Source organism: Oerskovia merdavium (genome assembly GCF_014836755.1).
GTDB lineage: Bacteria > Actinomycetota > Actinomycetes > Actinomycetales > Cellulomonadaceae > Oerskovia > Oerskovia merdavium.
This window is the reverse complement of sequence record NZ_JACSQF010000011.1, coordinates 48976-71079: the sequence shown is the minus strand read 5'-3', so window position 1 is coordinate 71079 and position 22104 is coordinate 48976. Positions and strand designations below refer to the sequence as shown.

Here is a 22104-nt window from a genome sequence, read left to right as displayed (position 1 = left end):
GCCCCGCGCAGGGCGCCCGATAGGATCGACCCTCGTGACGACCACCCCTGGCACGACGCCCGAGCCCTCACCGGACCACTACTTCACGGCGCAGCCCGCGTCCGCCGAGGAACGTCGGGAGCTCACCGTCCGTCTCGCGGGCCGCGAGGTCACGGTCGAGGTCGCGTCGGGCATCTTCTCCCCGGGCCGCCTGGACCTGGGGACGCAGGTGCTCCTGCGCTCGGTCCCGGACCTCCCGCCCGCGGTCTCCGGGCCCGACGGCGCCGCGCACCTCCTCGACCTGGGCTGCGGCTGGGGCCCGGTCGCCCTGAGCATGGCGATCGAGTCGCCGGGCTCGACCGTGTGGGCCGTGGACGTCAACGAGCGCGCCCTCGACCTGGTCCGGCGCAACGCCGCCCGGCTGGGCCTGGAGAACGTACGCGCGGTGCGCCCCGAGGACGTCCCCAAGGACGTCCGGTTCGCCGCGATCTGGTCCAACCCGCCCATCCGGGTCGGCAAGGAGGTGCTGCACGACATGCTGCTGCACTGGCTGCCCCGGCTCGAGCCGGGTACCGAGGCCTACCTCGTGGTGCAGCGCAACCTCGGTGCCGACTCGCTCATGGCCTGGCTGAACGAGCACCTCGACGACGACCTGTCGGTGACCAAGCTCGCGAGCGCCAAGGGGTTCCGCGTCCTCGAGGTCACGCGCGCGGGCTGAGCCCTCGCTCCGCGCGGCAGTCGGTCCTGCCCCGACGGGACCTGCGCCCGACGCGCGCCGAGCACCCGGGGCGCTGCGCCGTCGGGCCGTCGCGGTCAGCGCCCGAACGCCGCCAGGTCGATCTCTCCCCCGAACACGATCTCCGCGCGACCGGCGAGCTCGACGCGGCCGCCCTCGAGGGCCGTCACGCGCACCGTGCCACCCGGCACGTCGACGAGCCACACATCCGGCGACTGCGGGCCACCCCACGCCCGGACCGCGAGCGCCGCGGCGCACGCGCCCGTGCCGCACGACTCGGTCTCGCCCACGCCGCGCTCGTGCACGCGCATGCGCAGACGCCCGACGACGGTCCCGTCGACCGAGACCTCCTCGCCGAGGGGGACGACGAGCTCGACGTTCGTGCCGTGCGGGGGCAGCGGGGAGACGCCGGGCACCGCGGTCAGGTCGGCGGCCTCGAGCTCGTCCTCGTGCGGCAGCGCGAGCACCGTGTGGGGGTTGCCCAGGTCGACGCTCAGCGCGGGGCGGGCGACCTCCCACCCCTTGACCGTGACCTCGGCGTCGAAACCCTCGTCGAGCGCCGTGCGGCCTCCTGGGAGGAACCAGGGGCCCATGTCCACGGCGTACCAGCCGTTCGCCTCCTTGCGGACGTACTTGACCCCTGCTCGCGTGCCCACGGCGAGGACCCGTGGTGCCGCGGGGGTGGCCGGGACGTCGGACGCGCCTGCGTCGTCCGTCGCGACAGGGGCAGGCGTGAGGTCCACGAGCCCCAGGCGCTCGGCGAAGGCCGCGAAGACGCGCACGCCGTTGCCGCACATCTCGGCGACCGAGCCGTCCGCGTTGCGGTAGTCCATGAACCAGATCGCCTCGGGGTCCTCGGCGAGGACCGCCGCGGACTCGGGCACGTAGGCCGTGGGGACCAGCCGGATCACGCCGTCGCCGCCGATGCCCGCGCGACGGTCGGCGAGCGCGCGGACCTGCTCGACGTCGACGTCGCGGCTCCCCTCGAGGTCGGCGAGCAGGACGAAGTCGTTGCGGGTCCCGTGGCCCTTGGCGAAACGGGTCGTCGAACGGGGCGGCGGCAGGCTCATGAGCCCAGACTACGGCGCGTCGGACGCTCGTCCGTGCGCGTGTCCAGGGTGCCGTCGTCGCCCGCGCGGACGATCTCCAGGGCGTCGGCCAGGAGCGTGGGCGACTGCGCGTCGAGCCAGTGCACGCGCGAGTCGCGGCCGAACCAGCCCATCTGCTTGCGGGCCAGCCGGCGCGTGTTCGCGGTGATCTGCTCGCGCGCCTCGTCGGCGGTGATCTCCCCGCGCAGGTGGGCCAGCACCTCGGCGTAGCCGACCGCACGCTCGGCGGTACGGCCCAGCCGCGGCGCGAGCGCACGGACCTCGTCGAGCAGCCCCAGCTCCCACATGCGCTCGACCCGACCCGCCACGCGGGCGTCGAGGGTCTCGCGGTCGCAGTCGAGACCGATCTGGACGGCGGGGCGCACGTACTCCTGGCGCGGGAGGTTCGCGGTGAACGGTTCGCCCGTGATCTCGATGACCTCGAGCGCTCGCACGATGCGGCGTGTGTTGGCGGGGCCGATCGACGTCGCGGCACCGGGGTCGAGCCGCGCGAGCTCGGAGTGGAGCGCCCTGGTCCCCTCGCGCTCGGCGCGCTCCTCGAGGCGCGCGCGGACGTCCGGGTCCGTGCCCGGGAAGTTCATCTCGTCGAGCAGGGCCCGCACGTAGAGGCCCGAGCCGCCGACGACGACCGCACGAGCGCCCCGCGCGTCGATCGCGTCGAGGTCCGCACGGGCCGCGGCCTGGTAGTCGGCGACCGAGGCGTCCTCGTGGGGGTCCAGCACGTCGAGCTGGTGGTGGACGATCCCGCGACGATCGGCGACCGGGACCTTCGCGGTGCCCACGTCCATGCCGCGGTAGAGCTGGTAGGCGTCGGCGTTGACGACCTCGGCAGGGGCGAGGGCCTGGGCGAGGTCGAGGGCGAGGTCCGACTTCCCGGTCGCGGTGGGGCCGACGACGGCGACGATGAGCATCCGAGAACCGTACCCGCCGGGGACGGCCCGTCGCCTCGCCCCCGCCCGCGGGGCGCGTCCCCTCCCGTCCGGTGTGTCCCCCCTGTCCCTGTGTGGGTGGTCCTGCGTAGGCTCCACGGGTGGCCACCGGCAGCCCGGTGCGTCGCACCTGCCCTGCGCCGCCGTGCGCGGACCCACCACACGACGAGGAATCGAGACATGAGCTTCTTCTCCAAGCCGGAAGAGACCCTTCCCCCCGCGAACGCTCCGCTCTCGCGGGACCGCATCGAGGCGATCCTCACGAGCAAGGGCTGGAACTACGGCATCGACGACGACGGCGACCTGGGCGGCAGCTGGGACGGCAACGTCTTCTACTTCTTCGTGATGGGGACCAAGGACGAGATCCTGCAGGTCCGGGGCCGGTGGAGCCGCACGCTCTCGGCCGCCGACCAGACCCAGGTCGCGCTCCTGGCCAACGAGGTCAACCAGAGCAAGATCTGGCCCAAGGTGTACTCCCGCGTCGAGGGCGACGAGCTCGGCGTGTACGCCGAGGTCTCGACCGACCTCGAGTTCGGCGTGGCCGACGACCAGCTGGAGCAGCTCGTCGAGTGCGGGCTGTTCTCCGGCCTGCAGTTCTTCGAGCAGCTCGACGAGCGCTTCCCCGCCCCGGACGCCGGGCCCACGGACGCGAACGTCTACGTCGAGGACCGCCCGCTTTGACGAGCACGTTCCAGGTCGACCTGCACGGGGTCGTCGACCTCCTGGCACGCCACCTGTACAGCAGCCCCCGCGTCTACCTGCGCGAGCTCCTGCAGAACGGCGTGGACGCGATCACCGCGCGGCGCGGCCTCGCGGGAGAGGACGCCCCGGCGACCGTCCGGCTCCGGCCGCTGCCCGACGGCGGGCTCGAGGTCGCCGACTCCGGGGTGGGCCTGACGCTCGCCGAGGCCGGCGAGCTGCTCGCCACGATCGGGCGCAGCTCCAAGCGTGACGTCGAGCTCGGCACGGGCCGCGAGGAGTTCCTCGGTCAGTTCGGGATCGGCCTCCTGTCCGCGTTCATGGTCGCGGACGAGATCGAGCTCACGTCCCGCTCGGCGCGTCGGCACGACGACGGGACCTGGCCCGCACCCGTGCGCTGGCGCGGGTTCGCGGACGGCAGCTACGAGCTCGCAGAGATCGGGCCCGACGACCCCGCCGCCCCTGCCGAGCCCGGGAGCGTCGTCCGCCTGCGCCCGCGCCGCGACATGGAGCACTGGCTCGCCCCCGCGACCGTGACGGCCCTCGCCCAGGACTTCGGGTCGCTGCTCCCCGTGGACCTTCAGGTCGAGGTACGCCTGGACCTGGACGCCGACGCACCGGGTTCGCCCGGGCACGAGGACGGAGCCGGCACCGTCTGGCGCCGTCTGAGCGGCCACGAGCTGCCCTGGAAGGAGTCGCACGCCACGCCCGCCGAGCGTGACGCGGCCCTGACACGCTACGCCGAGCAGACGCTCGGCTTCACGCCGCTCGCCCGGATCGACCTGGACATCCCGGTCGCGGGCCTGAGCGGCGTCGCGTACGTCCTGCCCGCCGCAGTGTCGCCCACCACGCCCTCTAGCCATCGCGTGTACCTCAAGCGCATGCTCCTGGGGACCAAGGTCGACGACCTGCTGCCGCCCTGGGCGTTCTTCGTGCGGTGCGTGCTCGACGCCTCGGCGCTGCGCCCCACCGCGTCGCGCGAGGGGCTCTACGAGGACGAGGTGCTGCTCGCGACGCGTGAGGCCCTGGGAGCGCAGGTTCGCGCCTGGGCGCTGGCCGCGCTCGCCGAGGACTCCCCCGCCGGGCGCGCGTTCCTGCGGGTGCACCACCTCGCGGTCCGCGCCCTCGCGCTCCAGGACGACGACATGCTGGACCTCGCGGCCCGGGTGCTCCCGTTCGAGACGACCGAGGGCACGGGCACGCTCACGGACCTCCAGGCGGCGCTCCCCGAGGGCGCGCGCCTGCTGTGGACCCCCAGCGTCGAGGAGTTCCGGCGCGTCGCGCCGGTCGCCGCGGCGCAGGGGCTCGGGCTCGTCAACGGCGGGTACGTCTACGACGCGGACCTGCTCGAGCGCATCTCGCGCCGCTTTCCCCGGTGGCGGCTGTCGCCCGTGACGTCGAGCGACGTCGCACAGGCGCTCCTGGAGGTCGACCCGCTGCGCGAGCTCGAGATCGCCGGCTCGGTGCAGGCGATCGACGCCGCGCTCGCGCCGCAGGACTGCGAGGTGATCGTGCGTGCCTTCGAGCCCTCGGTGCTGCCCGCGATGCTCCTGCACGACCGCGACGGTGACCACGAGCGCGAGACCCGTGCGACCGTCGAGGCCGCGGACGACCTCTGGGGCCAGGTGCTCGCCGGGCTCTCGGGCCCCGCGCGCTCGCGTCAGCTCGTGCTCAACGACACCAACGGGACGGTCCGTTCCCTCCTGGCGACCACGGACCCGCAGGTCCGGGAGGCGGGAGCCCAGTCGCTCTACGTCACGGCCCTGCTCCTGTCCGGAAGACCTCTGCGGTCCTCCGAGGCGACGCTCATGAACGGCTCGCTCGCGGTCCTGCTCGACCGCGCGCTGCACCCTGGAACGACCCCCCTGGAGGAGAACCGATGACCCGCTCGGTCCACGAGGCCAACGGGGCCCTGTCCCGCATCCGCGACCTGCCCTACGGGATCGCCCGGAGCACCGCGGCCGCCGCCGAGCTCGACGAGATCACGGCGAACGGTCCGGTCGAGGCCCGCGCCTACGCGCTGTTCGTCCTCGTCGAGTCCTACGTGTGGGGCAACGAGGTCACCAAGGCCTACCTGCCGTTCACCCAGCTCCTGCGCTGGTGGGACGAGCACCCCGAGCACTTCGACGAGCAGGACGCGCACTCGCTGTTCTGGTCGTTCAAGTGGATGGTCGGCAACCTCATGGACTTCCCGGCCGTCCCGGCCGCGCAGATCGACCGCACGCTCGACGACATGGAGCGCCGGTACGCGGTCGCGGGCAACGGCATGAACGCCGTGACCATGTCCCGCTTCCAGTGGGAGCGGTCGCGCGGGACGCAGGACGTCGCCGCCGCGTACGAGGCGTGGGTCGCCACGCCGCGCGACGACTTCTCCCAGTGCGAGGCCTGCGAGCCCGGCGACCGCGCTGCGTACCTGTTCGACGCGGGTCGCACCGACGAGGGGGTACGGCTCCTCGAGACCGTGCTCGCGGGGTCGCCCGAGTGCGCCACGGAACCGGGCGACATGCTCTCCCACCTCCAGCTCGCCTACCTCGAGCAGGGGCAGGCGGACAAGGCCGCGACCACGCACCGTCGGGGGCTGCGGCACCTCGACAACGGCGTCGCGATGACCGGTCCGCAGGGGCGTCACATCGAGTTCCTGGCCCGGACGGGCAACGGCGAGCGAGCGCTCGGTCGCCTCGAGGAGCAGCAGGACAGCCTGCTGTCCGCCGACTCCCCGCGAGACCGGTGGTCGTTCCTGCTCAGCGTCGGGACCGCGACCGCGCTCCTCGCGGTCGAGCACGGTGACCGGAGCCTCGCGCTGCGCGAGGTCCCGGCGTCGACGGTCGCGGGGCTCGACGCGTGGATCAGGTCCCAGGCCCTCGAGCTCGCCGCGGCGTTCGACGCGCGCAACGGGACGGACGCCGCGACGCGGCGGACCGAGAAGGTCTGGGCGCGCGCTGCGACCGTCCTGCCCGTGAGCCTGAGCGTGCTGGCGGCACCTTCGGGCGGGGTGTCGCCGGCCGCCGGAGCGACCGGCGGCACCGTGCCCGACGACCTCGCCCCGGCGCGCGTCACCGAACCCGGGCCCGGCGCCGCACCGACCGCGACAGCCCCGACGTCCCACCCTGGAGGAGGGCCCACGGGCCCCGAGCTCGTCGCCCGTGCGACCGAGGCAGCGGCGACGGACCCGGCGTCCGCGGCGCTGCTGTACCAGGAGGCCTCGTCGACGTTCGAGGCCCAGGGTCTGCCGGCCGACGCCGGCTTCGCCCTGGCCGAGGCCGCGCAGATCGCTGCGCTCGAGCAGGACCTGGAAGGGGCGCTGACCGCGTTCCCTCGCGCCGTGGCCCTGCTGCGCGCGGGCGGGGTGGCACCAGAGTTCAGGGGCCAGGTCGCGCGCGCCTTCGCCCGGCTCTCGGCCCGCGCAGGGGACCCGCTCGCGGGCCTGGTCACGGTCGAGAAGGAGCTCGCGGACCTGGGCGGCCCCTGCGGCGCCGCGGGCAGCGCGCACAGCGCCGAACAGGATGCCCCGGACCGCCCGGGTGACGAGCCCGCGTCCCGCGCGGACCTCCGGTCCCGCGAGCGCCGTGAGCTCTCGGACACCCGGGCCCGGCTGCTCGCCTCGTCGGGCGATCACGCGCAGGCGTCGGCCGCAGCGGAGGCCGTCGCCGAGGAGTACGCCCGGGCCGGTGACCTCTCGGGCGCCGCGCACGCGTTCTGGCTCGCCGGGACCACACGGGCTGCGGCGGGCGATCCGGAGGGCGCCGTCGACGTGCTCGAGTCGGCGGTCGACGGCTTCCGGCTCGCACGCGACCAGCGGTCGCGCGCGAGCGTGGGCAACGAGCTCGTCGCGATCCTGCACGGCCTGGGTCGCGAGGACGCAGCCGCACAGGTCGCGGCGACGCTGAGCGACCGCTAGCGGTCGCGCCCGGCCGGTCGGTGGGTCGGTGGGTCACCGACCGGCCGGCGCCCCGGCGAATCTCACGACCTCGTACGCGCGCTGCTCGTACTCCCCCACCGAACGCTCGACGACCTGCTCGAACGAGTCGCCCAGGGCGCCGAGCACCTCGTGCTCGACCCCTCCGGCCGCACCGGCCGGGTCCGCCGCCGGTCCACCCGGGTGAGCGGCGCCGTCGGGCGCGGTGCTCGTCACCACCACGAGACCCGTGCCAGGTTCCTCCCCGAGCACACGGACCAGCCGCCCGGCCTCGCCCGCGGGACGCGCGTCGAGCTCGACGACCTCGACCGGTCCCCGCCAGCCCGCAGCCGCGAGCGCCAGCAACCCGACCGACGCGGGCAACCCGGCGGCGGGCAGCTCTTCCGCGCCCGGGGCGGGCGCCCATCCCCACCAGCGGGGCTCGACGCCGACCGCCTCGAGCGCAGGACGCAGCTCGCCCCGGCGTCCAGGCGCGCCTCGGGGCGCGGGCGCCACCACGACCACCCGGTCCACGTGCGCGACGAGGTCCCGGAGCGCACCGAGCACGTGCTCGCGCGTGTCCGCGAGCACCACGGCACTCCCGGCGACGCCGGGGACGAGGAGGGGGGTTCCAGGCAGGGCGACGGCACGGACGATCACGCGCGCCACGCTACCGCGCGAGCAGGACGATCCGCGCCGGGCGCGGGTAGGGTGGGCACATGAGGTTCTTCGGCGACAGACGGGGACAGCATTCCGGGAGAGGGGACCGCCCCGAGCCCGGGGACGGGTCGGGGCACGGCGGCGACGGCGGCCCGGACGAGAGCAGCCCCGTTGCACCAGACGGTGCGGGCGCCCCCTCGCTCGACGACGCGGCGCTCCACGCCTCGGTCGAGAGCCTCCTGCTCCGCGAGCTCGGCGGCACCATGATCGCCGACATCGACCACGACCAGATCCCCACGCCCCTGCGGCGAGGGCGCGTGCTCGAGTGGATCGCCGACGCCGGGTACAGCTACTTCATCGACGCCGAGGACGACGTCGGCGGGCTGTGGCACGGACGGCTCTTCTACTTCCTGCTCTTCGGCACGCACCAGGAGATCCTGCAGGTACGCGGCCAGTGGAACAGGGACATCACGATCGAGCGCCTCGAGGAGATCCTCGAGTTCTGCAACGAGTGGAACGCCGACCGCATCTGGCCCAAGGCCTACACGCGTGTGCGCGACAACGGCATGGTCCACGTCTTCACCGAGGTCACGGTGGACCTCGAGCACGGCGTCAACGACGACCAGCTCGACCAGCTGCTCCAGTGCGGCCTGTCGACCGGGTCCATGTTCTTCGACGCGCTCGACGAGTTCTACCCGGACCCGGCGAGGTCGGCACCATGAGTCCCGCCCCCCGCACCAGCTGGCTCGCGCGCCTGTTCGGCAACCACCGGCCCAAGCCCGTGGACGACGTGGCGATCGACGTCGAGCTCCCCACACCCCTGTCGACCCGACGCATCGGCGACTACCTCTCGCGGCGCGGCTACCACTTCCGCATCGACGACGACGGCGACGTCACCGGGACCTGGGACGGCAACCGGTTCTGGTTCCTGCTGCTCGGCGAGCACCAGGAGATCCTCCAGGTCCGTGGACGCTGGTCGACGACCCTGCCCGTGACGTCCCGGCTCGCCGTGCTCCAGGCCGTCAACGACTGGAACCGCGAGCGCATCTGGCCCAAGGTCTACGTCCGCGAGGAGAGCCAGGGGCTGGCGCTGTACGCCGAGGTCTCGGTCGACCTCGAACGGGGCGCGACCGACGACCAGCTCGGCCAGGTCGTCTCGTGCGGGCTCGGGACCGCGGTCCAGCTGTTCAACACGATCGGCGGCCAGCTCCCGCCGGTGTGAGCGGGGCTCCTGTGGGGGGCGCGGTCGGCCCCGGCAGAGGGCCCGGGCGCGCCGGCCCGTCCGAAGGACGAGTCGGGCGCCCGCCCAGGATCGGCTCAGGGACGACGCAGGCTCGGCAGTCCCAGGCTGACCGGACCACCTGCGGCCGGTGCACCGTGCGAGTGCCCGTGGTCGTCGCCGCCCAGACGTGTCTTCTCGCGGGCGACCCAGGCGTCACCCGCGCGCGTGCGGCGGACCGAGTAGGTGCCGGTCCCGCCGGCCCCCGTGGCGCCGGCCACGGCCGAGTCGGCGACCAGGTGGTACGGCGCGGACCGCGTCACCTCGACGGTGACCATGTCCCCGGGTCGGGGCAGGCGAGGGTCCAGGCCGTCGGCCAGGCGCGGGTCGTCGGCCAGGACGTCACCGTCACCGCGACCGGCCATGAGGGTGACGACGTCGTCGGGCACGGCCAGGTGCACCAGACGGTTGTCCGCCGCACGGCCCGTCAACCGGTGCGTGGCGCCGTCCTTGCGCCCCGACCCCTCGGTCACGAGCACCTCGACCGTGCGCCCGACCTGGCGCGCGGACTCCTCGGCGCTGACCCGGTCCTGGAGCGCCTGGAGCCGCTCGTAGCGCTCCTGGACGACCTCCTTGGGCAGCTGGTCCGGCAACGTCGCGGCCGGGGTCCCCGGGCGCTGGGAGTACTGGAACGTGAAGGCCGACGAGAACCGGGAGGCCTCGACGACGCGCAGCGTCTCGGCGAAGTCCTCCTCGGTCTCGCCCGGGAAGCCCACGATGAGGTCCGTCGTGATCGACGCGTCGGGCATGGCCTCGCGCACGCGGTCGAGGATCCCGAGGAACTTCTCCGAGCGGTAGGAGCGGCGCATGGCCCGCAGGACGCGGTCCGAGCCGGCCTGGAGCGGCATGTGCAGCTGGGGCATGACGTTGGGCGTCTCGGCCATGGCCGCGATCACGTCGTCGGTGAAGGCCGCAGGGTGCGGGGACGTGAAGCGCACCCGCTCGAGGCCCTCGATCTCACCGCACGCGCGCAGCAGCTTGGCGAACGCCCCACGGTCGCCGAACTCGACGCCGTAGCTGTTGACGTTCTGACCCAGCAGGGTCACCTCGATCGCACCCTGCTCGACGAGCGCCTGGACCTCGGCCAGGACCTGCCCCGGGCGCCGGTCACGCTCCTTGCCGCGCAGGTGCGGCACGATGCAGAACGTGCACGTGTTGTTGCAGCCGACGCTGATCGACACCCAGCCCGCGTAGACCGACTCGCGCTTGGTCGGCAGCGTCGACGGGAAGACCTGGAGCGACTCGGCGATCTCGACCTGCGCGGCCTCGTTGTGCCGTGCACGCTCGAGGAGCACGGGCAGTGCGTCGAGGTTGTGCGTGCCGAACACCACGTCGACCCAGGGAGCCTTCTCGACGATGCCCGACCGGTCCTTCTGCGCGAGGCAGCCCCCGACCGCGATCTGCATGCCGGGGCGCTTGGCCTTGATCGACGCGAGCTGGCCGAGGTTCCCGTACAGGCGCGTCGCGGCGTTCTCACGGACCGCGCACGTGTTGATGACGACGACGTCGGCGCGGTGCGCGGCCTCGTCGGCGGCCTCCGCGCGGGTGTAGCCGGCCTGCTCGAGCATGCCGGCCATGTGCTCGGAGTCGTGCACGTTCATCTGGCAGCCCAGCGTGCGGACCATGTAGGTGCGCGGCGCGGCCCCCGCAGGTGCGTCGGAGGGACCCGCGGCGGGGCTGTCTTCGGGGCGGAGGGCGGTGGAGAACATCACCGTCAAGGGTACGGCGCCGCACCCGCCCCACCGAAACGCGCGTTCCCCACGAGCCGGGCATCTGTTGCCCTTCTGTTGCCGAACTGTTGCCGGAAACAGTGGCGTGCGCAACAAATCCCCCCTAGGTTCATGAAATGGACGCGCAACCGAACACCCCGAGCGACGCTCCCGACGCGTCGCCCACCTCCTCCCTGCCCGCGCCCGCCGGGACCTCCCGTGACGACGAGCTCGGTGCCCCGCTCGTCGAGCTGCGCGGGGTGAACAAGCACTTCGGGGACCTCCACGTCCTCAAGGACGTCGACCTGACGGTGCGACGCGGTGAGGTCCTCGTCGTGATCGGTCCCTCGGGCTCGGGGAAGTCCACGCTGTGCCGGGCCATCAACCGGCTCGAGACCATCGACACGGGCACCATCGCGATCGACGGCGAGCCGCTCCCCGAGGAGGGCAAGGCCCTGGCCCGGCTCCGGTCGGACGTCGGGATGGTCTTCCAGTCGTTCAACCTCTTCGCCCACAAGACGATCCTCGACAACGTGACGCTCGGCCCGCTCAAGGTCCGGCGCATGAAGTCCGCGGACGCCAAGAAGGAGGCGCTGGCTCTGCTCGACCGGGTCGGGATCGGGAACCAGGCCGACAAGATGCCGGCCCAGCTCTCGGGCGGGCAGCAGCAGCGCGTGGCGATCGCCCGGGCGCTGGCCATGCACCCCAAGGTCATGCTCTTCGACGAGCCCACCTCGGCCCTGGACCCGGAGATGATCAACGAGGTCCTCGACGTCATGGTCGCGCTGGCCAAGGAGGGCATGACCATGATCGTCGTGACCCACGAGATGGGCTTCGCGCGCAAGGCGGCGCACCGCGTCGTCTTCATGGCGGACGGCCAGATCGTCGAGGAGGCCCCGCCCGAGGAGTTCTTCACGAACCCCCAGAGCCACCGCGCCCAGGACTTCCTGTCCAAGATCCTGACGCACTGACCGCACGTCCGACACCAGCACACCGCCCCCGACCAGCACCTCCCCGCGCAGCACAGCACGCCCCACGGGTCCCGGCCTCGACGAAGAGCCCGGCGACCACCTGCAAGAACCGACAGCTCGACCGGCCACGAACCAGCCGGGCGGAGCGGGTGACCACCAGGTCCCCCGTGACGGCTCGGCACGACGAAGGGGAAGACACCATGCGAGCACGCACCAGAACCGGAGGGCTCCTCGCCCTCACCGCAGCCACCGCCCTGATCCTCGGCGCCTGCAGCGGCGGCACCGACGACTCGGGCGGCGAGACCGACGCCGCCACGACCGGTGGCGGCGGCGAGAAGATCACGATCGGCATCAAGTTCGACCAGCCGGGCCTCGGCTTCAAGGAGGGCGACACCTACACGGGGTTCGACACCGACGTCGCCCGCTACGTCGCCGAGAAGCTGGGCTACTCGGAGGACCAGATCGAGTGGAAGGAAGCACCGTCCGCCCAGCGCGAGACGCTGCTGAGCACCGACCAGGTCGACATGATCTTCGCGACGTACTCGATCACCGACAAGCGCAAGGAGACCGTCGCGTTCGCCGGTCCGTACTTCGTCGCCGGGCAGGACCTGCTCGTCGCCGAGGACAACACCGACATCAAGGGCCCTGAGGACCTCGAGGGCAAGAACCTCTGCTCGGTCACGGGATCCACGTCCGCGCAGCGCATCAAGGACGAGTACGCCGCCGGGGTCCAGCTCCTCGAGCAGCCCGGCTACGCCGAGTGCGTCACGGCCCTGCTCTCGGGCCAGGTCGACGCGGTCACCACGGACGACATCATCCTGGCCGGCCTCGCTGCCCAGCCTGCGAACAAGGGCAAGGTCAAGGTCGTCGGGGCGCCGTTCTCGACCGAGCGCTACGGCGTCGGGATCCCGCAGAGCAGCGACAAGTGCGAGGACATCAACGCCGCGATCACCGAGATGATCGAGGACGGGTCGTGGGAGGAGGCCATCACGACCAACACCGAGGGCACCGGGTACACCCCGAACGCCTCGGAGAACCCGCCGACGCCGGACGCCTGCGCCTGACAGGTCCGCTGCTGCGCCGGGTGAGCGCGTGCCCTCCGGGGACGCGCCCGCCCGGCGCAGCACCCGTCCCGGTCCGGTCTCGTGCAGCGTCCGCGCTGCACCTCGTGAAGGGTGACCCGTCGTGGGTGACTACCTCTCTCAGTTCCTGCGGCTCTTCGAGTCGTACGACGTCCTGGGCGCGTTCTGGGTCAACATCCAGCTCACGTTCTGGGCGGCGATCCTGGCGCTCGTCATCGGCACGGTGCTCGCGCTCATGCGGATCTCGCCGATCCCGAGCCTGCAGTGGGCCGGCGCCACGTACGTCACGCTGTTCCGCAACACGCCGCTGACGATCATCATGGTGTTCCTGACCCTCGGGGTCTGGGGCCAGCTCAAGATCCAGCTCGCCGACGACTTCCCGTCCAACTTCTTCCGCTTCGCGGTGCTGGGCCTCGCGGTCTACCACGCGGCGTTCGTGTGCGAGGCGATCCGCTCCGGGGTCAACACGGTGCCGATCGGCCAGGCCGAGGCGGCCCGCGCGATCGGCCTCTCGTTCCTGCCGGCGGCGCGGATCGTGATCCTCCCGCAGGCCTTCCGCGGTTCGGTGGCCCCGCTCGGCAACGTGCTCATCGCCCTCATCAAGAACTCGACCGTCGCCGCCGCGGCCGGCGTCGCGACGGAGACCTCCAGCCTCATGAAGACCATGATCGAGTTCGACTCCGACGTCATCATCGCGATCTTCCTGACCTTCGCGATCGGCTACGTGATCCTCGTGATCCCGGTCGGGCTCGCGACGACCGCGCTCTCGCGCCGTCTGGCGGTGAAGCGATGACCGCCCAGCAGCAGACGGTCCTGTTCGACGCCCCCGGGCCGCGCGGCCGCCGCAACATCTTGGTCGGCAACGTCGTCGGGGCGATCGTGGTCGCGGGGATCGCGACCTACGCCCTGGTGCTGCTGGGCCGCGAGGGTCAGCTCACCGCGGAGAAGTGGCAGCCGATCTTCACGGCCGACGCCTGGGAGAACTTCTATCTCCCCGGCCTGCTCGACACCCTGCGCGCGGCCGGCGTCGCGATCGTCGGGGCGATCGTGTTCGGTCTGCTCTTCGGCATCGGGCGCCTGTCGGCGGTCAAGGCCGTGCGCTGGCTCTCGGGCCTGGTCGTCGAGTTCTTCCGGGCGGTCCCGGTCCTGCTCATGATGATCTTCTTCTGGCTCTTCCTGGCCCAGCTCAAGGTGCCCGACGCCCCGTTCATGGCGGTCGTGATCGCCCTGATCCTGTACAACGGGTCGGTGGTCGCCGAGCTGGTCCGCTCGGGGGTCTACGGGCTGCCCAAGGGTCAGCACGAGGCCGCGCTGGCCGTGGGTCTCACGCGCGGTCAGTCGCTCCGGTCGGTCGAGGTGCCCCAGGCGCTCATCGCGATGCTCCCGGCGCTGGTCTCCCAGCTCGTCGTGGTCCTCAAGGACACCGCGCTCGGCTACATCATCACGTACACCGAGCTCCTCCAGGAGTCGCGTCGTCTGGGTTCCGCCTACGGCAACATCCTGCAGTCGCTGCTGGTCGCGGCGATCCTGTTCATCACGATCAACTACGTGCTCTCGAAGGTCGCCGAGATCCTGGCGCGGCGGCTGCGGGGTCGGACAGCGGGCCCGGTCCGTGCGGCGACTCCCGGTCTTGCGGTCGGGGCACGCGGGGCAGCTCCGGTGGGCACGGCCCCGGCCCCGGCCGCGCCGCCCGCACCGAAGTGACCGGCCCGTAGGTGCTCAGCACGAGGCAGCCGTCCTGGTCGTCACGGACCGGGACGGCTGCGTCGCGTCAGGAGCACGCCGCATCGGCGCGGACGTCGGGACGAACCGCGAGCGCTCGTCGGCCTCCGCGGACGGTGTGCGGGGTCGACGGCGACGCTCGTCCTCAGAGGTCGTCGAACCCGCCGTAGGGCTCCTCGTCCGCCTCATCACCCTCACGCGCCAGCTCTTCGCGGACCAGGCTGAGCGCGAGCCCCGGGCTGTACCCCTTGCGGGCGAGCATCCCGACGACGCGCCGCATACGCACCTCGCGGTCGAGGCCCGTCGTCCTGGCCAGGCGTCGGCGGACGAGGTCGCGGGCCGCGTCGTTCTCGTCGTCGTCGTCGACCTGGTCGAGTGCGCCCGTCGCGGTCTCGTCGTCGATGCCCTTGCGTCGCAGCTCCTGCGCGATGGCCCGACGGGACAGTCCCCTCTCGCCGTGGCGGGTACGGACGATCATCCCGGCGTACTCGGCGTCGTCGATCAGTCCGACCTCCTCGAAGCGTTCGAGGAGGGGTTCGAGGACCTCGGGTGGGTATCCCTTGCGAGTCATGGCGTCCATGAGCTGACGTCGGCTCTTGGGTGCGGCCGTGAGCGTCCGGAGGATCGCCTCACGGGCGTGCTCGGTGAGCTCGGCTCCTGCCAGGGCACCCGATTCCACACGGTCGGCGATCGTGGGGCGCGGCTTGCGTTCCTTGCGTTCGCCAGAGTACTCACGGCGCCGGGTCGAGCCAGATCCTCGGCTCGAGGAGCGCTCCCCGAACCCGCTCCTGCCGAAGCTGCTGCTCTTGCCACCGGACCGGCCTCCGCCGAGCCCGGACGAACCGAGTCCGGACGTCCCTCGGGCCGGCTTACCGCGGCTCGGTGTACTGCCTGCGCGTACCGCGGGCTCCGCCCGGTCCGGGGCGTCCCCCGTGGCGTCGGAGACGTCCCCCGCCGCGCCAGGGGCACCGATGGGCGCGTCCCCCTCCCGACCGGGAAGGGGACGCGCCCACTCGGGCATCCGGTCCAGCGGGTCGTCGATGATCAGAGGACGGCCTTCTTGCCCTTACCGGCCGGGGCCGCTGCAGGGACGACCGGCGCACCGGCGGCCACCTCGTCCGCAGGGGCATCAAGCGTGGCTCCGATGCCGAGCTTCTCCTTGATGCGCTTCTCGAGCTCGTTGGCGAGGTCCGGGTTGTCACGCAGGAAGCCGCGCGCGTTCTCCTTGCCCTGGCCCAGCTGGTCGCCACCGTAGGTGAACCACGACCCGGACTTGCGCACGAAGCCGTGCTCGACGCCCATGTCGATGAGCCCGCCCTCGCGCGAGATGCCGACGCCGTACAGGATGTCGAACTCGGCCTGCTTGAAGGGCGGGGCCATCTTGTTCTTGACCACCTTGACGCGCGTACGGTTGCCGACCGCGTCAGTTCCCTCCTTGAGGGTCTCGATGCGGCGGATGTCCATGCGGATCGAGGCGTAGAACTTCAGGGCCTTGCCACCGGTCGTCGTCTCGGGGGACCCGAACATGACACCGATCTTCTCGCGGAGCTGGTTGATGAAGATCGCAGTGGTGCCGGACTGGCTCAGGGCGCCCGTGAGCTTGCGCAGCGCCTGGGACATGAGGCGCGCTTGGAGACCGACGTGGCTGTCACCCATCTCGCCCTCGATCTCGGCCTTGGGAACGAGGGCCGCGACCGAGTCGATGACGATGATGTCGATGGCACCCGAGCGGATCAGCATGTCCGTGATCTCCAGAGCCTGCTCCCCCGTGTCCGGCTGCGAGACGAGCAGCGCGTCGGTGTCCACGCCCAGCTTCTTCGCGTACTCGGGGTCCAGGGCGTGCTCGGCATCGATGAACGCCGCGATGCCACCCGCTCGCTGGGCGCTGGCCACGGCGTGGAGCGCGACGGTCGTCTTTCCGCTGGACTCGGGGCCGTAGATCTCCACGACACGACCGCGCGGGAGACCCCCGATGCCGAGTGCGATGTCCAGGGCGATGGACCCCGTGGGGATGACCTCGACCGGCGCGCGGCCCTCGTCACCGAGGCGCATCACCGATCCCTTGCCGAAGTTGCGGTCGATCTGTGCGAGGGCGGCTTCGAGCGCCTTCTCGCGGTCTGCGGGTGCGGGCATGTCGGTCACCTTTGCGTGCGGGGCACGGAACCGTGCCGAAGTATGTTCGAGGCCGAGGACCTCGGGAAGCCTGTGTCGTGTCCCGACGGTACGTGCCGCCACTGACACTCGTCGTCCCCCCTGCCCTGCCTGTGGACGACGGGCGGTCGGCTCGTGCTGTGCACAACTCTACCCGAACACCTGTTCGAGAGAAGGTCCCGCACGGCGTGTCGTCGAGCACGCCGACGCGTGGGAAGCGACCGGCACGGGCAGCGCGCCCGAGCGCCTCAGCCCTCCCACGACTCGCCCGGCCGCAGCACGACGACCCGGGTCTCGGGCGCCCACCGGCGCACCGCGGCCGCGAACGCCTCCCCGGCATGGTCCATCCATCCGCGCGGCAGGTTCTGCCCGCCCGGCGCGTGCAGCGTCCCCCAGTGGACCGGGATCGCGACCCGCACCCCGACCGCCGCGCACACGCGCGCCGCCTCGGCCGGCCCCAGGTGCCCGCCCGACAGTCGCGGCCCCCAGCCCGCCACGGGCACCAGGGCGACGTCGACCGGGCCGCCCGCGAGCGCCGGCAGGTGCACCATGCCGGGGTAGGCCTCGGTGTCGCCGAGCGCCCAGAGCGTCCAGCCGTCCGACTGGACGAGGTGCCCCACCGCGGCGTTGGGCCGGTGCGGCATGGGCCGGTGCCCGTGCACCGCGGGGGTGAGGTGGACGCGGACGTGCGCTCCGACGTCGTGCCAGGAGCCGTGCTCCTCTGCCGACCCGGGGACCCGCGGACGACCCGGCACGGGGCCCGCGAGCGGTCGCTCGTCGCGCTCGGGCCCCGCGCCGAGCCCCACCCCGTCGAGCCCCTTCGAGCGCAGCCAGCGCGCGTTCGCGGGCGCCGTGAGGACGGGCACGTCCCCCAGCAGCCGCAGCGACCCCAGCTCGGCGTGGTCGTGGTGCAGGTGCGAGAGCAGGACCGCGTCGGCACCCCGCCAGACCTCGGCGGGCCGCACGCCGCGCCTGCGCAGCAGGCCCGCGTGCCGCTTCAGCAGGGGGTCGGTGACGATCCGCACACGGCCGTCGGGCGTGGCGACGTCGAGCACCGTGCTCGAGTGCCCGAGCCACGTGACCCGTAGCCCGGGGGCCGTCCGGTCGCCGGTCATCGCCTCACCCCCAGCTCCTCGAGCCAGCGCACGAGCTCACGGTGCACGGACTCGGCTCCCACCAGCATGCGTGCACCGGCCACGTCCTCGCGCGCCCCGTCCGACACCCGCAGGCTCGCGGGGTGCAGCAGGATCGCCTCGTTCTGCGCGCCGCCCAGCCCGCCGTGCGAGCCCACGAGCCCCTCGAACGCGTGGACCAGCCCCGCGTCGTCGACGCTCGAGACCAGGAGGAGGTCGCCCGCGTGCTCGAGCGAGGCCGCCCGCAAGAGGTCGGGCGCGGCGCGCGGTCCGTGCGCCGCGAGCGGGTCCTCGCCGTGCACCAGACCCGAGACCAGGTGGCGGCTGCCCGCCGGGCCGTACGCGACGACGTCGGGCACCTCGCCCTGCGCGGGCCTGCTCTCCTGCACGACGACGACCCCCACGGCCGGGTTCGCGACCAGGCCCGGCAGGAGAGCGGGCCACCGCGCCCGGATCTCGTCACCCACGAGCCGCGCCGGGGAGCGCGGGAACCACACGAGGCCGAGGTTCCCCGAGCCGACGACGGCGACCTCGGGCAGCTCGCCCGTGTCCGTCGTCGCGCTGTCGCGGTCCGGTCCGACCAGCACGCGCCCGCCCTGCGCGCCCTTCCCGTCGCGCTCCCCCGGGCCGCTCCGCGCTCCCCTGTCGCGTCCGAGCGCGTTGAGCGCGGTGTTGACCGCTCCCCACGCCTCGGAGTCCGCAGCCGAGGCCGAGCGCACCCCGGACGCCCGACGGCGACGCTCGCCCGGGGAGGGCCGGACCGCCATGAGCCGGCGCACCTCGTCGAGGAACGGACGACCCACGACCTGCTCGAACGTCGCGCCGAGGGACTGTCCGTGGTCGGAGAGCACCACGACCTCATAGCGACGGGGCGCCGCCGCGGCGACCTGCTCGAGCAGCCCGACCACCCGGTCCAGGCCCTCGAGCGCCCGCATCGCCTCGGGGCGCAGCGGGCCCGCGTGGTGCGCGATCTCGTCGTAGTCGACGAGGTCCACGAAGACCACGGGTGCCCCGCGGACGAGCTGTTCGGCGACGAGCGAGGTGTTGAGGTCACGCAGGACGACGTTCGAGACGGCCCGCAGGACCGGGTAGGCGCCCAGGCGCGACACGCGGGGCTCGACGTCGCGGACGGCCTGCTGCCACCCCTGGTAGAGCTCCTTGAAGAACTCGCCCACCGTGCCCACGAGCGCCCGGACCAGCACGAACGGGCTCGAGAAGAAGTGGACGAACACCTGCCCCGGCCCCAGCCCTGCGCGGGCCCTGCTCATGACGAGCAGGTTCGTCTCCGCGTCTCCCGAGAACATCGTCGAGACCGCGACCCCTCCGCCCGCGAGCAGCCCGCGGCCGTCGCTCATCGAGGCCTCGACCCGGGCCGCGTCGGCCGGATGGTTGGTCACCACGAGTCGTCCTTGCTCCCGGTCCCACCACCGGAAAGCCGGCACGTGCTCGCTCGTGCCGTGCAGGAGCCCGGCCTGGCTCGCGGGAGTGGTCGACGGGACGCGCGCCCACCACGTCTCGAGGTCGTGCGTGCCCTCACTGATCCAGCGCGCGAGGTTCGGCGCCAGACCCGCCTGGACGGCGTGGTCGAACGTCGAGCGAGCGACACCGTCGAGCTGGACGACCAGGAGGCCCGCGGGACGTGACCCGGGAGTGGTGGTCGGTGAGCTGTCCGACGGGCCGGACGCGCCGGGCAGGCCGGCAGCGGTGCCCTCCGCACCGCCCGACGACGACCGCGCGGCCCGGCGGGCGGCCGTGCGCTGCGCCCGGCGGGCACGGCGCAGCAGGTTGTCGATCACGTACTCGTTGTCGCTCGCACCGATCGCCCAGCGACCGATCGCCATGAAGAACGCCGCCAGGACGAGCACCGCCACGACGCTGCCCCAGTCGTCGGTCTCGAAGCCCGGCAGGTACGTGAGCGCGAGCCACGCCACGAGCACCTGGCCCGCGAGCCCCGAGACCAGGGCCCCGACGACTCCCGCACGCCCGGCGACCACTCGCCACAGGGGCCGCAGCACCGCGTCGCCGACACCCACGACGAACGCCGCGAGGAAGACCGACCACCACGACGTGATCCGCACACCCGGCACGATCCAGATCGCGAGCCCCAGCCCGGCGGTCGTCGACACCAGCGACCAGAGGGCTCCCGTCAGGTCGTGCACGGAGAACGGGAGCCGATGCCACATGGGTGCCATGATGCCGCGTGCGCAGGACGGGCGCCCGTCCGGCCCCTCGAGCGTGGACGAGCCACGGCATGTCGCGACGAGAGGCGGCGGAGCCGTGACGCAGGCGCGGTACGTTGGTCGGCCCGGACCGGCGGGCCAGGACGCACCGCCCCGACCGCCCGACGACGCGACGCCCACCAGGGAGACCGGCATGACGCACGACGCACCGAAGCCTCTGTCCCCCGTCGACCCCGACGCCTACCGCGCTGAGGGCGAAGGCCCCTCGGGCTTCTGGTCCTCGGTCGTCGCTCCCACGCTCTGCGGGGCCGCGGTCCTCGCGGCCCTCGTGCTGCTCGACGTCCCGGCACCGTCCTTCTGGGTGGTCGCGCTCGGGACCTTCGGGGTCGTCGCGACGATCGACATCGTCGCGACCGTCCGGAACCGCCGGGCCCGCAGACGCGCGTCCTGACCCGTCTTCCCAGCGAGCACCTAGCTGTACCCGGCCGCGACGTTGGTTACAGCCGGCTGGTCGGCGGGAGTCCACCGAGGGCTTGGTGGCGGCGTTGGGTGTTGTAGTACTCGATCCAGGGTGTCAGAGCGGCGGCCCGTTCGGCGTTCGAGGTGAAGACCTGCCGGTATGCCCACTCGGTGGCCAGGGTGCGGTTGAGACGCTCGACCTTGCCGTTCTGCCAGGGGCAGTGGGGCTTGATGAACTTCTGCTGGATGCCATGCTGGGCGCAGATCTCGCGCAGCGACCAGCGGTAGGCCCACGCGTTGTCCGTCATGAGGCGTTCGATGCGGGGGATGCCGTGGTCCGCGAAGTAGTCGAGCGCGCGGGCCAGGAACTGGGCGCAGGTGGCGCCTTTCTCGTCGGGCAGTATCTCGGAGTAGGCCAGGCGAGAGTGGTCGTCGATCAGGGAGTGCACGTAGTCGTAGCCGGGGCCGTTCACGCGATCGCGGGGGATCGCGCGTCCGTGGGCGCGCCATCCGCCGCCGTCAGGTATCCGGCCGAGTTTCTTGACGTCCATGTGGACCAGCTCGCCGGGCCGGTCGCGCTCGTAACGAACCGCGGTCTGCTTTGAGGACCGCAGGACATGGCCGGTCATCGGGTCGAGTGCGGCCAGGTGAGGTATCGCATGGCGGGCCAGGACTCGAGAGACGGTCCGGGCCGGGACCCCGGTCTCGGCGGCGATCTGGTCTCGCCCGCGCCGCTCGGCCTGACGCAGCGCCACGACCTTGGCCTCGACCTCGGGCGCGGTCTTTGTCGGGCACCGGTGCGGGCGCGAGGACCGGTCGGCCAGGCCGGACTCGCCCTCGGTAGCGAACCGGTGCAACCAGTACCGGACGCACTTGCGGGAGACGCCCATCGCCGCCGCGATGTGGGCCTGCTTCCAACCATCACGACGACGTTCGACGATCAACATCCTGCCGCGAACGGTCAGGCGGGCATTAGCGTGGGACACGAGGACCTCCGGGTTGTGAAGACTTCGACATCTCCACTAAGCCCGGAGGTCCTCCCTTCGACAACCCGAACTGACACCAACCTCATGGCCGGGTACACCTAGCGCGCGGGCGGCGCCTGCCGGTTCGCGGCCGCACACCCGCCCACCCCGCAGCGAGCACCTACCGCGCGGGCGGCGCCTGCCGGTTCGCGTCCTTGCCCCACCGCTGCGCGTCCGGCAGCTCCATCGCGTCGCACAGCGCGTGCCACACGTAGCGCGGCTCGACGCCGTCCTCGAGCGCCTGGACCGCGGTGCGGTCGTCCAGGGCGTTGAGCACCTGGTCCCGGGTCAGGGCGCGACCGTAGGCCGATCCGAAGACCTCGTCCACCAGCTGCCAGAACTCTCGATACCGCACGGGGACAGCCTGCCACGTCTCGGCGGCCCCG

21 protein-coding genes are annotated in these 22104 nt (G+C 72.7%); 11 read left to right on the top strand and 10 right to left on the bottom strand.

Translation table 11 applies throughout. From position 1 onward, the window contains the following. Positions 1 to 34: 34 nt before the first annotated feature. Entirely contained in the window at positions 35 to 697 is a 663-nt protein-coding gene (locus H9641_RS11765) for a class I SAM-dependent methyltransferase (RefSeq protein ID WP_191803972.1), read from the top strand. Positions 698 to 792: 95 nt separating this feature from the next. Here H9641_RS11765 and H9641_RS11760 read toward each other — a convergent pair whose 3' ends face one another. Next, a complete protein-coding gene (locus tag H9641_RS11760; protein WP_191803970.1) occupies positions 793 to 1785 on the bottom strand; it encodes a diaminopimelate epimerase in 993 nt (330 codons plus the stop codon). Then, positions 1782 to 2735, bottom strand: coding sequence for a tRNA (adenosine(37)-N6)-dimethylallyltransferase MiaA (gene miaA / locus H9641_RS11755; RefSeq protein ID WP_191803968.1), 954 nt, complete (start codon positions 2733 to 2735; stop codon positions 1782 to 1784). The genes H9641_RS11760 and miaA overlap by 4 nt, the downstream gene beginning before the upstream one ends. Before the next feature lie 198 nt (positions 2736 to 2933). Here miaA and H9641_RS11750 point away from each other — a divergent pair, with 198 nt between their 5' ends. Genes H9641_RS11750 through H9641_RS11740 form a run of 3 tightly spaced genes read left to right on the top strand, consistent with a single transcriptional unit; the run spans position 2934 to position 7350 of the window. Next, positions 2934 to 3434, top strand: coding sequence for a type III secretion system chaperone family protein (locus H9641_RS11750; RefSeq protein ID WP_191803966.1), 501 nt, complete (start codon positions 2934 to 2936; stop codon positions 3432 to 3434). Then, positions 3431 to 5335 (top strand): HSP90 family protein, encoded by a 1905-nt coding sequence (locus tag H9641_RS11745; protein ID WP_191803964.1) that lies wholly within the window; start codon positions 3431 to 3433, stop codon positions 5333 to 5335. The genes H9641_RS11750 and H9641_RS11745 overlap by 4 nt, the downstream gene beginning before the upstream one ends. Further along, positions 5332 to 7350, top strand: a complete 2019-nt coding sequence (locus tag H9641_RS11740; RefSeq protein WP_191803962.1) for a hypothetical protein — start codon at positions 5332 to 5334, stop codon at positions 7348 to 7350. Before H9641_RS11745 ends, H9641_RS11740 begins: the two co-directional genes overlap by 4 nt. 33 nt (positions 7351 to 7383) lie before the next feature. Here the strand turns inward: H9641_RS11740 and H9641_RS11735 are convergent, their stop codons facing one another. Beyond that, positions 7384 to 8007 carry a hypothetical protein gene (locus tag H9641_RS11735; RefSeq protein ID WP_191803960.1) on the bottom strand — a complete coding sequence of 208 codons (624 nt, stop codon included), beginning with the start codon at positions 8005 to 8007 and terminating at the stop codon, positions 7384 to 7386. A gap of 59 nt (positions 8008 to 8066) precedes the next feature. Between H9641_RS11735 and H9641_RS11730 the strand changes: the two genes are divergently transcribed. Both H9641_RS11730 and H9641_RS11725 read left to right on the top strand, forming a co-directional pair. Next, on the top strand, positions 8067 to 8729 hold the full coding sequence (locus H9641_RS11730; RefSeq protein ID WP_191803958.1) for a type III secretion system chaperone family protein: 663 nt from the start codon (positions 8067 to 8069) through the stop codon (positions 8727 to 8729). Beyond that, on the top strand, positions 8726 to 9229 hold the full coding sequence (locus H9641_RS11725) for a type III secretion system chaperone family protein (protein ID WP_191803956.1): 504 nt from the start codon (positions 8726 to 8728) through the stop codon (positions 9227 to 9229). The genes H9641_RS11730 and H9641_RS11725 overlap by 4 nt, the downstream gene beginning before the upstream one ends. A 95-nt stretch (positions 9230 to 9324) precedes the next feature. On the opposite strand, the gene miaB is transcribed toward H9641_RS11725, so the two are convergent. Then, positions 9325 to 10995, bottom strand: coding sequence for a tRNA (N6-isopentenyl adenosine(37)-C2)-methylthiotransferase MiaB (miaB, locus tag H9641_RS11720; RefSeq protein WP_191803954.1), 1671 nt, complete (start codon positions 10993 to 10995; stop codon positions 9325 to 9327). Positions 10996 to 11132: 137 nt separating this feature from the next. Between miaB and H9641_RS11715 the strand changes: the two genes are divergently transcribed. From H9641_RS11715 to H9641_RS11700, 4 genes are all read left to right on the top strand, one after another. Next, positions 11133 to 11966, top strand: coding sequence for an amino acid ABC transporter ATP-binding protein (locus H9641_RS11715; protein ID WP_191803952.1), 834 nt, complete (start codon positions 11133 to 11135; stop codon positions 11964 to 11966). A 200-nt stretch (positions 11967 to 12166) separates the two neighbouring features. Then, complete coding sequence (locus tag H9641_RS11710; protein ID WP_191803950.1) at positions 12167 to 13030, top strand: glutamate ABC transporter substrate-binding protein; 864 nt, start codon at positions 12167 to 12169, stop codon at positions 13028 to 13030. A gap of 121 nt (positions 13031 to 13151) precedes the next feature. Continuing rightward, a complete protein-coding gene (locus H9641_RS11705; protein ID WP_030150550.1) occupies positions 13152 to 13841 on the top strand; it encodes an amino acid ABC transporter permease in 690 nt (229 codons plus the stop codon). After that, entirely contained in the window at positions 13838 to 14752 is a 915-nt protein-coding gene (locus H9641_RS11700; protein ID WP_191803948.1) for an amino acid ABC transporter permease, read from the top strand. Before H9641_RS11705 ends, H9641_RS11700 begins: the two co-directional genes overlap by 4 nt. A 163-nt stretch (positions 14753 to 14915) precedes the next feature. On the opposite strand, the gene H9641_RS20165 is transcribed toward H9641_RS11700, so the two are convergent. From H9641_RS20165 to H9641_RS11680, 4 genes are all read right to left on the bottom strand, one after another. Continuing rightward, the gene (locus H9641_RS20165) at positions 14916 to 15449 is read right to left on the bottom strand and encodes a regulatory protein RecX (RefSeq protein ID WP_318244538.1); all 534 of its coding nucleotides are present in this window, start codon (positions 15447 to 15449) and stop codon (positions 14916 to 14918) included. A gap of 365 nt (positions 15450 to 15814) precedes the next feature. After that, positions 15815 to 16903, bottom strand: a complete 1089-nt coding sequence (gene recA / locus H9641_RS11690) for a recombinase RecA (RefSeq protein ID WP_191803944.1) — start codon at positions 16901 to 16903, stop codon at positions 15815 to 15817. A gap of 266 nt (positions 16904 to 17169) precedes the next feature. Then, on the bottom strand, positions 17170 to 18036 hold the full coding sequence (locus H9641_RS11685; protein WP_191803942.1) for an MBL fold metallo-hydrolase: 867 nt from the start codon (positions 18034 to 18036) through the stop codon (positions 17170 to 17172). Next, positions 18033 to 20237 (bottom strand): phage holin family protein, encoded by a 2205-nt coding sequence (locus tag H9641_RS11680; protein WP_225220358.1) that lies wholly within the window; start codon positions 20235 to 20237, stop codon positions 18033 to 18035. Before H9641_RS11680 ends, H9641_RS11685 begins: the two co-directional genes overlap by 4 nt. Before the next feature lie 190 nt (positions 20238 to 20427). Here H9641_RS11680 and H9641_RS11675 point away from each other — a divergent pair, with 190 nt between their 5' ends. After that, the gene (locus H9641_RS11675) at positions 20428 to 20685 is read left to right on the top strand and encodes a hypothetical protein (protein WP_191803939.1); all 258 of its coding nucleotides are present in this window, start codon (positions 20428 to 20430) and stop codon (positions 20683 to 20685) included. 46 nt (positions 20686 to 20731) lie between these two features. Here the strand turns inward: H9641_RS11675 and H9641_RS11670 are convergent, their stop codons facing one another. Beyond that, positions 20732 to 21679 carry an IS481 family transposase gene (locus tag H9641_RS11670; RefSeq protein WP_191803937.1) on the bottom strand — a complete coding sequence of 316 codons (948 nt, stop codon included), beginning with the start codon at positions 21677 to 21679 and terminating at the stop codon, positions 20732 to 20734. Positions 21680 to 21839: 160 nt separating this feature from the next. Continuing rightward, positions 21840 to 22073 (bottom strand): DUF3046 domain-containing protein, encoded by a 234-nt coding sequence (locus H9641_RS11665; protein ID WP_191803935.1) that lies wholly within the window; start codon positions 22071 to 22073, stop codon positions 21840 to 21842. Positions 22074 to 22104 lie beyond the last annotated feature (31 nt).